This is a genomic window from uncultured Thioclava sp. (genome assembly GCF_913064665.1).
GTDB classification, from domain to species: Bacteria; Pseudomonadota; Alphaproteobacteria; order Rhodobacterales; family Rhodobacteraceae; genus Thioclava; species Thioclava arctica.
Window position 1 is genome coordinate 45,171 of record NZ_CAJYBT010000015.1, and the last position, 13,662, is coordinate 58,832.

Sequence of the window (13,662 nt, forward strand, 5' to 3'; positions counted from 1 at the left end):
TCAACCCCCTCGTTTCGTCGCCTGATGGCGCGCAACCAATTCCTGACCCAGCGCACGATACGCCACTGCCCCGCGCGAACTGCTATCATAGCTTAGCACTGGCATAGCGTAAGAGGGCGCCTCGGATACGCGGACGTTTCGCGGGATCATCGTACGAAAAACCAGCTCACCCAGAGTGGCGCGCGCATCCGCCTCAACTTGTTGCGACAGATTGTTGCGCACATCATACATTGTCAGCACAACACCCTCGATCCGAAGAAAGCGGTTGGCGCTTTGACGTATCTCACGGATCGTCAGCATCAGCTGGGAAAGGCCCTCTAGCGCAAAGAATTCTGCCTGTAAGGGAACAAGAACGGAATGCGCCGCAACCATTGCATTCACCGTTAATAGGCTGAGCGAAGGTGGGCAATCAATCAAGATATAGGCGAATTCAAAGGGATCTATGTCTGTATGTCGTAGGGCATCATGCAAAAGAAAGCTGCGCTTTTCCGTTGAAACGAGCTCCATATCGGCGGACGAAAGATCTGTCGTCGCGGGACAAAGAAAGAGGTTCTCAATATCTGTCTTGCGAATGACGGACGCAATCGGCGCATCTTCGAGCAGCAACTCATAGGTGCTCGCATCGCGATCATCGGCCTCAACGCCCAGCCCGGTCGAGGCATTCCCCTGCGGGTCCAGATCGATCAGAAGCACCTTTTCACCAGCCTCAGCCAATGCGGCCGCCAGATTGATTGCGGTGGTCGTTTTACCCACCCCTCCCTTCTGGTTTGCGATTGCAATTATTCGAGGATCGCTTGCGCGAATTGGATCAGACACGCTTTGCTCCGGTAATTTTCAGAATGACGCCGTTAGGATCGGTCTGGCTCGACCAAGTCTCAAGATCAAAGGACCAGCTTTCCCGTGCGCTCGCAACCTCTTCTTCCCAGCGCGCCCCTTTTGGAAATAGCGCAACGCCCCCTTTTGCGAGGTGAAGCGCAGAAAATCCCAGCAATTTCGGGAGAGGCGCTAAGGCGCGTGCGCTCAGAACATCACAGTCAAGCCCGCTCATTTCTTCGATTCTCTCGGCCTCGACGCGCGCAGAAAGCCCTAACTCGCGGATCGCTGTCATCAGAAACGCCGCTTTCCGGTGATCCGATTCGACGAGGGTCACGGACAGATTTGGCCGCTTTTCCTCAGCCAATATTGCGATTATGAGCCCGGGAAACCCTGCGCCCGAGCCCAAATCCGCCCATGACCGCCCCGTTTCCGATGCCAGAGCAAATATCTGCGCCGAATCGACAAAGTGGCGGCTCCAAATTTCCGATAGCGTTGTTGCGGAAACCAGATTGATCGCCTTGTTCCATTTTACGAGCAGCGTTTCTAGCTTCTGCAGGCGCTCCAATGTTTCACGTGAAACATCGAATTTCGCTTGAAATTGCGCCGACGCGCCGCTCATGCAATTTTGTCCTTCTTTGTCTGACGGAGCTTTGCCAGCAACAGCGTCAACGCAGCGGGCGTCACCCCATCAACGCGCCCCGCTTGCCCAAGCGTTTGCGGGCGCGCTGCTTCAAGCTTTAGCTTGAGCTCATTCGAGAGGCCCGTAAGCCCGTCATAGTCGAAATCCGCTGGAATCGCCCAATTCTCATCACGCTTAATTGACGCGGCATCACGTTCTTGGCGCGCTGTATAATTAGCGTAAAGCGCATCCTTCGCAAGCTGATCGCAGATTTCCGGTGGGATGTCTGCCAAGCTTGGAAGAGCGTCTTGGAGCTGATCCATCGAAATGTCCGGGAACGATAATAGCTGCAGCGCACTACGTCGCGTCCCATCCTGAGTGACACGAAACCCCTTCGCCTGCGCCTCTGTTGGACTCAACGAGATCGCCTCCATCAGCAACCGCCCCGCCTCCAGCGCCTCAACCTTACGTTCAAACATCTCCTGCCGCCCCGCCCCGACGCAGCCAAGAGCGATCCCAAATGGGGTCAGCCGCTGATCGGCATTATCCGCGCGCAGCGAAAGACGGAACTCAGCGCGAGAGGTAAACATCCGATAAGGCTCACTCACCCCACGCGTCACCAAGTCGTCGATCATCACGCCGATATAGCTATTTGTGCGGCTGAAATGTGCCGGCTCCTGATCGCGCACGGCTAGTGCGGCATTCAAGCCCGCAGCCAGCCCCTGCGCGGCGGCTTCCTCATATCCGGTTGTGCCGTTGATTTGTCCCGCAAGGTACAGCCCGGGAAGCTCACGCAACTGTAGTGTCAAATCAAGCGCGCGGGGATCGACGTAATCATATTCAATCGCATATCCCGGTTGCAGAATTCGCGCCTGCTCCAACCCATAAATTGAATGAACATAGGCTTCCTGCACATCGCGCGGCAACGAGGTCGAGATCCCATTCGGGTATACTGTATCGTCTTCAAGCCCTTCTGGCTCAAGGAAAATTTGGTGCGACGTCTTATCTGCAAACCGCACGATCTTGTCTTCGATTGAGGGGCAATATCGCGGGCCAACACCTTCAATATGACCGCCATACATCGCCGATTTATCCAAGTTTTCCCGAATAATATCATGCGTTTGCTCGTTCGTATGGGTAATCCCACATGATATTTGCCGAACAAAAGGCCGTCGATTTTGAAACGAAAACATCGTTGGGTCATCATCGCCCGGCTGGCTTTCCAGACGGTCCCAGGCAATCGTTTTACCGTCGATCCGCGGCGGCGTTCCTGTCTTCAGCCGACCAAGCGGCAAGCCCAATGCCTTCAAACGCTCTGCCAATGCGCGCGACGGCTTATCGCCAATGCGCCCACCCGGCTGCCTTTGATCACCGATATGGATCACGCCGTTCAAAAAGGTGCCCGAGGTCAATATAGCGGCCGCGCCCCGAAGGACGGACCCATCCGCCAGAACGACTCCGGCCACACGACCACTCTCGATAACAAGGTCCACAACCTCGCCTTCGATCACATCCAAATTTCTCTGCGCTGCCGTCAGTTCCGTGATTGCACGACGATAAAGCGTGCGGTCCGCTTGGGCACGTGGCCCCTGCACCGCAGGCCCCTTACGTCGATTGAGCAGCCGAAACTGAATTCCCGCGCGATCTGCGGCTTGTCCCATGACTCCATCAAGCGCATCAATCTCGCGCACCAAATGGCCTTTTCCAAGCCCGCCAATCGCCGGATTGCACGACATCACCCCAAGCGAATCCGCGCGCAAAGTCACCAGTGCCGTCACAGCACCGACGCGTGCCGCCGCATGCGCTGCCTCTGTGCCGGCATGCCCGCCACCAATAACAATGACATCGTAATGTTTCACGTGAAACACTCCTACTTTCCGATACAGAAACTGGAGAATATCTCATCCAGAAGATGCTCAACATCGACGCGGCCAAGCAAAGATTCCAAAGACCACACAGCTTGTCGCAGTGATTCCGCCGCCAACTCGCTTCGTTCAGACCCGCGCAATACCTCATCTCGCGCCGATTCCAAAGCCTCAAATGCCGCGCGGATCGCATGACGGTGACGTTCGCGCGTCATCACGCCTGCGCCTGCAGCACATTCAGACAGCCGCGAAGCAATTTCAGCAATCAAACGGTCCAGACCAAGCCCGGTTTTCCCCGACACCGCAAACCCCGCAGCGACTCCAAGATCTGCCTTGCCGTGGACGATGATATCATCGGGCTCAGGGGAAATCAGCGGCACCTCGCCACCGTCCAGCAGGAACACCCTTAAATCGGATTGACCAGCACGCTGCAAAGCCCGCTCGACGCCGATCGCTTCGATGGCATCCTCTGTTTCTCGCAATCCGGCGGTATCCAGCAATGTCACCGCCAAACCAGCGATATCCATCCGAAGCTCAATCACATCCCGAGTTGTGCCCGCAAACTCCGAGGTGATCGCCGCTTCTCGCCCGGCAAGAGCATTCAAAAGTGTGGATTTACCAGCGTTCGGGCGACCGACAATCGCGACTTCAAACCCCTCGCGCACCCGCTCGGCGGCATCGATTCGACGGAGTTCATCGCTCAATCCAGCACGAACCCGATCAATCAACGCTGTAACCTCGGGCGACACGTCAACTGGCACCTCTTCATCGGCGAAATCGATCGTCGCCTCGATCAAGGCCGCAGCGCGCACCAGATCGGCGCGCCACCCCTCGACGCAATCCCCTACCGCTCCAGACAGAACCTTTAACGCTTGCTTGCGTTGCGCTTCCGTCTCAGCCTCGATCAAATCCGATAGGCCCTCGACTTGCGATAGATCGAGCCGCTCATTTTCCAAGGCACGCCGGGTAAACTCGCCCGGCTCCGCCAAACGCAGACCTTCTTGCTGACCCAATGCACCCAAAACAGCACTGACCGTGGCAACAGCCCCATGGATATGCAGCTCTGCCACATCCTCGCCGGTAAAACTTGCGCCGCTTGCAAAACACAGCACGAGTGCCTCATCCAGCTCCTCAGAACCCAGCCGCAATTTGCGCAAGCCTGCAACCCGCGGTGGCGGCAATGGGCCGGATAACGCAGTCGCAGCATCCCAAGCTTGCGGCCCCGAAATTCGGATCACCGCAACACCTGCCTTGCCACGCGCGGTCGCCAAAGCAAAGATCGTGTCCATCGTAACCCCCTGAGGGAAAACGATAAATCAGCGTCAGCCGTTCATCGAGTCAAAGAATTCGGAATTTGTTTTGGTTTGTTTGAGCTTGGAAATTAAGAACTCTACCGCGTCAGTCGTGCCCATCGGATTCAGGATGCGCCGCAGCAGATAGGTCTTTTGCAGATCTTTCTGATCAACCAACAGCTCTTCTTTCCGGGTGCCGGATTTCAAGATATCCATCGCCGGGAAGACGCGCTTGTCAGACACTTTGCGATCCAGAACGATTTCCGAGTTACCCGTGCCTTTGAATTCCTCAAAGATCACTTCGTCCATCCGCGAGCCGGTATCGATCAGGGCCGTCGCGATGATCGTCAACGAGCCGCCCTCTTCGATATTACGTGCGGCACCAAAGAAGCGTTTCGGGCGTTGCAAGGCGTTCGCATCCACACCACCGGTCAAGACCTTACCCGAGCTTGGCACAACGGTGTTAAACGCGCGCCCCAGACGGGTAATCGAATCGAGCAGGATCACGACATCGCGCTTGTGTTCAACCAAACGCTTGGCCTTTTCGATCACCATCTCGGACACCGCAACGTGGCGTGTCGCCGGTTCATCAAAGGTCGAGGACACAACCTCTCCCTTCACCGACCGCTGCATGTCCGTCACCTCTTCAGGACGCTCATCGATCAGAAGCACGATCAAATAGCATTCCGGGTGATTGGTTTCGATCGAATTGGCGATATTTTGCAGCAGCACAGTCTTACCCGTGCGCGGCGGCGCTACGATCAACGCACGTTGACCTTTGCCGATCGGCGCGACCAAATCGATGATACGGGCCGAACGGTCCTTGATCGTCGGATCTTCGATTTCCAGTTTGAAACGCTCATCAGGGTAAAGCGGCGTGAGGTTATCAAACGCCACCTTATGACGGGCTTTTTCCGGCTCTTCGAAGTTGATTTTCTCAACTGTGGTCAGTGCGAAGTAACGTTCGTTTTCGCCGGGCGCGCGGATCACACCTTCAACGGTGTCCCCCGTACGCAAGCTGTATTGGCGGATCATCTCGGGCGAGACATAAATGTCATCGGGACCCGGCAGATAGTTCGCCTCGGTCGAGCGCAGGAACCCGAACCCGTCTTGCAGAACTTCCAAAACACCGTCACCGCCGATATCCCAATCATCTTCGGCATGCTCTTTAAGAATCGAGAACATCATCTCGCCCTTGCGCATGGTCGAAGCGTTTTCGACATCCCATTCTTCCGCCAAAGCCAACAGCTCTTTCGGGCTTTTCGCTTTGAGATCAAAGAGATTGAGGCGGGTTTCGCTCATATGTCACCTGTCGTGCCAACCCACACGGGATGCAACCCGTGCGGCGTCATATCATTATCTACAGAAAAACCAATCAGCCAGAACGGCCGGGGCTTATCTGCCAGATACGCCTCACGCCGTGCGAAGTCAATAAAACTTAGAATTTCACGATCACCGACAGAACGATCACGATCATAAACACCGTCGGCACCTCGTTCATCATCCGATATTGCCGCCCGGTTTTAGCACTATTGCCACTGGCAAGCGCTTTGCGCTCTTTGGCGCACCACATGTGAAACCATGTCATCCCCAGCACTGAAACCGCCTTGGTCCAGGGCCAGATGCTTGACCAATCCACAATCCCCGGTGTGAAAACCAACATCAGACCAAACAGCCAGCTCGCGATCATCGACGGGTTCATGATCGCCTTGAGTAACAAGCGCTCTTGATGCTGAAACAGCTTATCCATGTCAGAGCCATGCACCACGCCCTGCTTTTTAAGCCCCTCAACGTGATAGACATACAGCCTTGGCAAGTAAAACAGCCCAGCCATCCAAGTGATGATGGACATCACATGCAAAGCCTTGATCCACGGATACCAGTCGCTCAGGAAATTGGTCATGTCGCCTCCAGGTCACAGGCCTCTTCTTAATAAATAAATATAGATATTGAAAAGATGATGATGATGTAGGCCCTGTGGACTATGTGGATTAACAGTTTGTTCAGGGCTTTTCCACAGGAACGTGGATCGGGATAAGTGCTGGACTGACTTTTTTCGAGAAGACAATAACCTATTGATGATAAAAGACATTTAACGTGTTTTTGAGATCTATTCCTGTGGATAACTCTTGGGATGGATTGTGGAACGCGGCGTTTTCACACATCCTCGCGATCCTGAGTTCCACAGGTGGATAATCTGCGTGGATCGTCCGTGGAACACGACGAGATGGTGGAGAACTTCGTCAAACCCAGTTATGCCCAATTCCATCCCTAGGGTTTCACATCGGGTTATCCACATAGTCATGAACATCCTGCTTGCCTCTGCATCCGAGATCCGCGCGCAACTTTTACGCAATGCCGGGCTGATCGTTCAGGTCCTGCCCGCCCGCATCGACGAAGATGCGATCCGCCAAGGCCTTGAGGCTGAAGCGGCGCGTCCACGTGACGTTGCCGATCTGTTGGCAGAAATGAAAGCCGCCAAAATTTCGGCCAAAGCACCCGGTCAACTTGTACTGGGGGCGGATCAAGTGCTTGAGTTGAAGGGTGAAATCTTTACAAAGCCCGTAACTCCTGATGACGCCCGTGCCCAATTGCGCGCGCTTAGCGGTCAGACCCATAAATTGCTATCTGCGCTTGTCGCGATCCGCGATGGCGAACCGCTTTGGCGCCATGTCGCAGAGGTGCGCCTTACTATGCGCCCGCTTTCCGATGGCTTCATTGACGCCTATGTTGAACGCAACTGGGAGAGCATCCGTCACGCCGTTGGCTGCTATAAGCTTGAAGAAGAAGGCGTGCTGCTTTTCTCTCGCATCGAAGGCGACTATTTTGCGGTTCTGGGCCTGCCCCTGATTGAGTTTCTCAACTGGCTAAGCGCACGAGGAGAGCTGAGCACATGAGCGATCACCCCCGAATACCGATTGCCGGCGTTATCGGCTCGCCCATCGCGCATTCGCGCTCGCCGGCGCTGTTTCGCCATTGGTTTCAGCAATACGGCGTTGCGGGGCATTATGTGCCGCTCGATGTCGCAGCAGGTGATCTTGAAACGGTCCTGCGTACCTTGCCCAAAGCCGGTTTCGTTGGTGTGAACGTAACGATCCCGCATAAGATTCGTGCATTGGAAATCGCCGACGTGATTTCAGATCGAGCGGCGCTGATCGGGGCGGCCAACACTTTGATCTTTCGCTCTGATGGAAAGATTCATGCCGATAATACAGATGGTTACGGATTTATCGCCAATCTCAAGCAATACGCGCCGGGCTGGACCGCTAACGCGGGTTCGGCGGCCGTCTTGGGTGCGGGCGGGGCTGCGCGGGCGATTGTTGCCTCGCTATTGGAAACCGGGGCGCCTGAAATTCGCATCTCCAACCGCACCCGCGCACGCGCCGACGCGCTGCGCGCAGAGTTCGGCGCGCGCATTGTCGTTTATGACTGGGTGCAGGCAGGCAATATGATCGAAGGCGCAACGACGGTTGTGAACACCACCTCTCTGGGCATGACCGGAAAACAAGAGTTTCGTGTGCCCCTTGACGCGCTAAGCCCCGGAACGACGTGCTGCGATCTTGTCTATTCGCCGCTGCGCACGAAATTCCTGATCGCCGCCGAAGAGGCCGGATGCGTCGCCGTCGATGGCTTGGGCATGTTGCTTCATCAGGCGGTCCCCGGCTTTGAGCGGTGGTTCGGCCAGCGCCCCGAGGTCACCGATTCCTTGCGCGATGCGGTTCTGAACGCATGAAACGCCCGTTTCTGCTAGGCTTGACCGGCTCTATCGGCATGGGAAAATCCACGACGGCAGCGATGTTTGCTGACGCGGGCGTGCCGGTATGGGATGCCGATGCCTGCGTGCAGGATCTTTATGCCAAAGGCGGGGCCGCTGTGGCGCCAATTGCAGCCGCCTTTCCCGAGGCGGTCCAAGATGGCGCAGTAAGTCGCGACGCGTTGAAGGCGCGCTTATCGCAAGATAAACAGTTTCTAGCCCGCCTTGAATCGATCGTTCACCCGCTCACCACCCAATCGCGCAAGGCGTTCATCGCAGCGCATGGCGACGCCGATCTGATCTTGCTTGATATCCCGCTCTTGTTTGAAACTGGCGCGGATCAGGGCTGCGATGCGACGCTTGTCGTGTCGGCCTCACCTGAAATTCAGCGTGCCCGCGTGCTGGACCGACCCGGCATGACGCAGGCGCAGCTTGAACTGATCCTCGCGCGTCAGATGCCTGATGCGCAAAAACGCGCCCGCGCAACCTATGTGATCGAAACCCGAACGCTTGAGCAGACCCGTGAAGATGTGCGACACCTGATTGCGCAGATCAAGGAGGCTCGCGATGCGTGAAATCGTGCTGGATACCGAGACCACCGGCTTTGAGCCCGGCGAAGGTGACCGCATCGTCGAGATCGGCGCGATTGAGCTGTTCAATCACATGCCGACCGGACGCACCTATCACCAATACATCAACCCCGAACGCAAAATGCCGTCATCGGCGTTCGAAGTGCACGGGCTCGGTGACGACTTCCTCGCTGACAAACCGAAATTCGCCGAGATCGGATTGGATTTTCTTGAATTCATCGGCCCGGATTCAAGATTGGTTATTCACAACGCCAAATTCGACATGAAATTTCTCAATGCCGAGCTAAGTTGGGCCAAGATGGAGCTGATCGCGAACGAACGCGCGCTGGATACGCTTGCGATTGCGCGGCGCAAATTTCCGGGCTCTCCTGCCTCGCTTGACGCGCTGTGTCGGCGCTTCAGCATCGACAATTCGTCGCGCACGCTGCATGGCGCGCTTCTCGACAGCGAAATCCTAGCCGAGGTTTATCTAGAGCTGATCGGCGGCCGTCAGCCCGGCTTTGGCCTGCAACTTGTCAATGATACCAAGGGCAAAGGCGCTCAATCTGATACCTGGCGTCCCTCGCCGCGCCCCACCCCCCTGCCACCTCGACTAACTGCGCAGGAAAATGAGGCGCACGTCGCCTTTGTCGCCAAAATCGGCGAAGCCGCGATCTGGAAGCGGTATGACTAGCCAAACCTGTAGGTTTTGCGCAGATTTCGCGAAGTTTCCCATTTCACCCTGCGTCAACTACCCTTACATCCAAGACCTGTTCCGGGCTTGAGGGAGGATAACCCATGCTGGACCTGACCACGATGCGCGCCACCTTGGCCGAGATCTACGATCTCGCGCCGTCTCTAGAACTCGCGCAAGAGATGCGCGACATTCACGCCAAGATGGATCGGGTCGTTCCGCTTCCTGACTTCGCTCGCTACGCGCCCTATATTCGCGCGATCAACAAGCTGAAGCGCGAAAAGAATGCCGTTATTCTGGCGCATAACTATATGACGCCGGAAATTTACCACGGCGTAGCAGATGTTGTGGGTGACAGCCTGCAACTTGCGATCGAGGCTACCAAGGTTGAGGCCGATACGATCGTGCAATGCGGCGTGCATTTCATGGCCGAGACCTCGAAAATCCTGAACCCTGCCAAGACCGTGCTGATCCCCGATGTCAAAGCGGGCTGCTCGCTGGCGGAATCGATCACCGCCGAGGGGATCGCCGAGATGCGCGCGAAATATCCCGGCGCGCCGGTGGTGAGCTACGTCAACACTACCGCCGAGGTGAAAGCCGCATCCGATATCTGCTGCACTTCGTCCAATGCCGCCCAGATCGTCGCTGCGATGGATAGCGATGTAGTGATTATGACGCCAGATCAATATCTTGCGCAGAACGTCGCCAATGAGGTGCCGCAGAAGAAAGTCGTCTGGTGGGAAGGCTCTTGCATCGTGCATGAACAATATACCAAGGACGACATCAACGCCTTTCGCGCGCTCCACCCCGATACCCGCATCATCGCCCATCCCGAATGCCCGCCCGATGTGGTCGCGGCGTCGGATTTCTCGGGCTCGACCTCGGGGATCATTGACTATGTCACCCGCGAAAAGCCGAGCAGCGCGATGCTGGTCACGGAATGCTCGATGGCCTCGAATATTGCTGATGCCTTGCCCGAGGTCGATTTCACCGGGCCGTGCAACATGTGCCCCTATATGAAGAAAATCACGCTCGAGAAAATCCTGTGGTCGCTGCATACCGGCACGCACGCAGTAGAGGTTGATCCTGAAATTTCCGCCAAGGCCAAGATCGCCGTTGAGCGGATGATTGATCTCTCGCGGGCGCTTACCAAGTGATTGAAACAAAACGCACAATAATTGTCGGCGCAGGTCTTGGTGCGCTCTATGCCGCCTTGAAACTGGCCCCGCGCCCGGTTTTGGTGATCTCACCTGAAACGCTGGGCGAAGGGGCGTCTTCGGCTTGGGCACAGGGCGGTGTGGCGGCGGCAATGGCTGCGGGTGACACGGCCGAAGCGCATGCGCGCGATACGGTTACCGCAGGTGCAGGCACGGCCTCGCCCGAGATCGCGCAACTGGTCACGGATGAGGCGCGCCAGCATATTCTGGAACTGACCAATCTTGGCACGCCCTTTGATCGCGATGCGGAGGGTGGCTATGTGATGTCGCGCGAGGCAGCGCATTCTCAGGCCCGCGTGGTGCGCGTCAAAGGCGATCAAGCCGGTCGGGAAATCATGCAAACGCTAATCGGGGCGGTGCGAAAATCTCCGTCAATTCAGGTGCTTGAGGGGGTTCTGGCCCAAGGGCTTGAGGTCAAGAATGGCACGGTCACCGGCGTCTGGATCGAGCGCGCGTATGCGCCCTCGGGTGCCACGTTGATCCGCAGCCCTGCTGTGTTGCTGGCGGGCGGCGGCTCTGGCGGGTTGTTTGCCGTGACGACGAATCCCCCGCGCATTCGCGGTCAGGTGATTGGTATGGCGGCCCGCGCGGGTGCGCGCATCGCGGACCCCGAATTCGTACAATTTCACCCGACAGCAATCGCAAGCGGAGATGATCCCGCCCCACTGGCAACCGAAGCCTTGCGCGGCGAAGGTGCGACCCTGATCAACGCCGCGGGCGAGCGGTTCATGCTCGCGGTGCACCCCGATGCCGAATTGGCCCCGCGCGACATCGTGGCCCGCGCTGTGTATCTGGAACGTCAGGCGGGTCGCGAACCTGCGCTTGATACGCGCGCGGCGTTGGGCGCAGAAGTTCTGACCCGGTTTCCGGCCGTCGCGGAATCGTGCAAACGCGCGGGAATAGACCCTGTTTCACAGCCCATCCCTGTTGCGCCCGCAGCGCATTATCACATGGGCGGAATTGATACCGATGCGTTGGGTCAAAGCTCGCTAGCGCGACTTTGGGTCTGTGGTGAGGCATCTTCAACCGGGCTTCATGGTGCTAACCGCTTGGCATCGAACGGGTTGTTGGAGGCGCTGGTTTATGCTCGCATCTGCGCGCTGGGGATCGAGGCCGCCTTGGGCGATATCGTTGTCGCGGATGAGATCGCACCCGAATTCCCCGATGGCGATATTGCGGTGAACGAGGCACAATTGATGCGCCTGCGTCACGCGATGACTGACGGGGTTGGTGTTGTGCGCGATGCGACCGGGCTGAAATCGGCGCTACGTGTGATTGCGGATGTCGAGGCGCATGCCTGCACCGAAACGATGCGCAATATGACGGCAACCGCGACCCTGATTGCTGCCGCAGCGCTCGCGCGTGAGGAAAGTCGGGGTGGTCACTACCGGTCCGATTTCCCAGAACCAGACCCTGATATGGCTCATAGAACCAAAATCACGCTGCAAGAGGCGCTGAAAATTCGCGCCCGTGCCTTGGAGGACTGACATGCTGCCCGAGTTGCTGATCGAACCGATTGTACGTGCCGCGTTGATCGAGGATCTGTCCCCGATGGGCGACGCGACCACCAAGGCGGTGATCCCGGCGGGTAAGACCTATGCCGCGCGTCTGAATGCGCGCGAAGAAGGTGTGGTGTCAGGCATGCAGGTCGCCGCACTGGCCTTTCGTCTGGTCGATCCGGCGCTGCGGGTGCAGGTGCTCGTGGCGGATGGTGCCGCGTGCAAACCGGGTGATACGCTGATGACGATCGAAGGGCTCGCGTCCTCGATCCTGATGGGCGAGCGGGTGGCGCTGAACTTCGCGGGCCGGCTGAGTGGGATCGCCACGAAAACAGCCGGTTTCGTCGCGCAAACCAAGGGCACTAAGGCGCGCGTCACTTGCACGCGCAAAACGACGCCGGGGCTTCGGGTATTGGAAAAGGCGGCTGTCGTGCATGGTGGCGGCTTCAACCACCGCTACGGCTTGTCGGATGCAATCCTGATCAAGGACAACCACATCGCTGCCGCTGGAGGCGTGCGCCAGGTGCTTGAGGCGGCGAAGGCGGCGCGCAGTCACATGATGCGGATTGAGCTGGAGGTGGACACGCTGCGCCAGATGGAAGAGGCGCTGCGCGTGGGCGGTGCGGATGTGATCTTGCTCGATAATATGACCAGTGATGAACTGCGCGCGGCCGTGGCGCTGAATGCAGGGCGTGTGACGCTGGAAGCCTCGGGGAATATGAAGCTGGAGCGGATCGCAGAGGTCGCGGCGACCGGTGTCGACTACATTTCGGCAGGTGCGCTGACGCATTCCGCGCAGACGCTCGATTTGGGGCTCGATTTCTAGAGTTTAGCCAAGATAGTCCCTGAATTCGGCGCGCACGGCCTCATAAACGTGGCGCTTGAAGGGCACGATCTTGTCGATCAGCTCGTCAAATTCCATCCATTGCCAGACCGAAAATTCGGGATGCTGCGTGTCGATTTTTACCTGATCATCACGGCCGTTGAAGCGATAGAGAAACCACTTCTGTTCCTGCCCGCGCCAACGCCCGTTCCAAATTTTGGGCACCAGATCATGGGGCAGTTCGTAGCTGATCCATTCGGCAGATTTCGCGATCAGGTCGACCAGATCAGGCGTTACACCGGTCTCTTCCTCTAGTTCGCGCAGCGCGGCCTCACGAGGCTTTTCGCCCTTGTCGATCCCGCCTTGCGGCATCTGCCAGGCCGGCCCGGGATTGTCGATGCGCTGACCGGCAAAGACCCGGCCCTGCGCATTGAGCAACACAACGCCAACATTGCGCCGATAGGGAAGTTTGGAAATTTGCTCTGGGGTCATGCAAAAAAGGGGCCCGTAGGCC

14 protein-coding genes are annotated in these 13,662 nt (G+C 57.4%); 7 read left to right on the forward strand and 7 right to left on the reverse strand.

Annotation, left to right across the window (positions count from 1 at the left end):
- The 6 genes from QZ571_RS08395 to QZ571_RS08420 form a co-directional block, all read right to left on the reverse strand.
- Complete coding sequence (locus tag QZ571_RS08395; RefSeq protein ID WP_295533418.1) at positions 1 to 816, reverse strand: AAA family ATPase; 816 nt, start codon at positions 814 to 816, stop codon at positions 1 to 3.
- The gene (rsmG, locus tag QZ571_RS08400) at positions 809 to 1,435 is read right to left on the reverse strand and encodes a 16S rRNA (guanine(527)-N(7))-methyltransferase RsmG (RefSeq protein ID WP_295533419.1); all 627 of its coding nucleotides are present in this window, start codon (positions 1,433 to 1,435) and stop codon (positions 809 to 811) included. Before rsmG ends, QZ571_RS08395 begins: the two co-directional genes overlap by 8 nt.
- The gene (mnmG, locus tag QZ571_RS08405) at positions 1,432 to 3,294 is read right to left on the reverse strand and encodes a tRNA uridine-5-carboxymethylaminomethyl(34) synthesis enzyme MnmG (protein ID WP_295533421.1); all 1,863 of its coding nucleotides are present in this window, start codon (positions 3,292 to 3,294) and stop codon (positions 1,432 to 1,434) included. The genes rsmG and mnmG overlap by 4 nt, the downstream gene beginning before the upstream one ends.
- 11 nt (positions 3,295 to 3,305) lie before the next feature.
- Entirely contained in the window at positions 3,306 to 4,589 is a 1,284-nt protein-coding gene (gene mnmE / locus QZ571_RS08410; protein WP_295533423.1) for a tRNA uridine-5-carboxymethylaminomethyl(34) synthesis GTPase MnmE, read from the reverse strand.
- Between the two features lie 33 nt (positions 4,590 to 4,622).
- Positions 4,623 to 5,894, reverse strand: coding sequence for a transcription termination factor Rho (rho, locus tag QZ571_RS08415; protein WP_295533425.1), 1,272 nt, complete (start codon positions 5,892 to 5,894; stop codon positions 4,623 to 4,625).
- Positions 5,895 to 6,030: 136 nt separating this feature from the next.
- Positions 6,031 to 6,495: a CopD family protein gene (locus QZ571_RS08420; protein WP_295533427.1), complete on the reverse strand. Its 465-nt coding sequence runs from the start codon at positions 6,493 to 6,495 to the stop codon at positions 6,031 to 6,033.
- Positions 6,496 to 6,889: 394 nt separating this feature from the next.
- On the opposite strand from QZ571_RS08420, the gene QZ571_RS08425 reads away from it, so the two are divergent.
- The 7 genes from QZ571_RS08425 to nadC all read left to right on the forward strand — a co-directional run bounded on the left by QZ571_RS08425 (position 6,890) and on the right by nadC (position 13,151).
- On the forward strand, positions 6,890 to 7,489 hold the full coding sequence (locus tag QZ571_RS08425) for a Maf family protein (RefSeq protein WP_295533480.1): 600 nt from the start codon (positions 6,890 to 6,892) through the stop codon (positions 7,487 to 7,489).
- Positions 7,486 to 8,325: a shikimate dehydrogenase gene (locus tag QZ571_RS08430; protein WP_295533429.1), complete on the forward strand. Its 840-nt coding sequence runs from the start codon at positions 7,486 to 7,488 to the stop codon at positions 8,323 to 8,325. Before QZ571_RS08425 ends, QZ571_RS08430 begins: the two co-directional genes overlap by 4 nt.
- On the forward strand, positions 8,322 to 8,921 hold the full coding sequence (gene coaE / locus QZ571_RS08435) for a dephospho-CoA kinase (protein ID WP_295533430.1): 600 nt from the start codon (positions 8,322 to 8,324) through the stop codon (positions 8,919 to 8,921). Before QZ571_RS08430 ends, coaE begins: the two co-directional genes overlap by 4 nt.
- On the forward strand, positions 8,914 to 9,609 hold the full coding sequence (gene dnaQ, locus QZ571_RS08440; RefSeq protein ID WP_295533432.1) for a DNA polymerase III subunit epsilon: 696 nt from the start codon (positions 8,914 to 8,916) through the stop codon (positions 9,607 to 9,609). The genes coaE and dnaQ overlap by 8 nt, the downstream gene beginning before the upstream one ends.
- A gap of 104 nt (positions 9,610 to 9,713) precedes the next feature.
- A complete protein-coding gene (gene nadA, locus QZ571_RS08445; protein ID WP_295533434.1) occupies positions 9,714 to 10,766 on the forward strand; it encodes a quinolinate synthase NadA in 1,053 nt (350 codons plus the stop codon).
- Entirely contained in the window at positions 10,763 to 12,313 is a 1,551-nt protein-coding gene (locus QZ571_RS08450; RefSeq protein WP_295533436.1) for an L-aspartate oxidase, read from the forward strand. The genes nadA and QZ571_RS08450 overlap by 4 nt, the downstream gene beginning before the upstream one ends.
- Position 12,314: 1 nt before the next feature.
- Positions 12,315 to 13,151 (forward strand): carboxylating nicotinate-nucleotide diphosphorylase, encoded by an 837-nt coding sequence (gene nadC, locus QZ571_RS08455; protein ID WP_295533438.1) that lies wholly within the window; start codon positions 12,315 to 12,317, stop codon positions 13,149 to 13,151.
- Between the two features lie 3 nt (positions 13,152 to 13,154).
- On the opposite strand, the gene QZ571_RS08460 is transcribed toward nadC, so the two are convergent.
- Positions 13,155 to 13,640 carry an RNA pyrophosphohydrolase gene (locus QZ571_RS08460; protein ID WP_295533440.1) on the reverse strand — a complete coding sequence of 162 codons (486 nt, stop codon included), beginning with the start codon at positions 13,638 to 13,640 and terminating at the stop codon, positions 13,155 to 13,157.
- Positions 13,641 to 13,662: the final 22 nt, after the last annotated feature.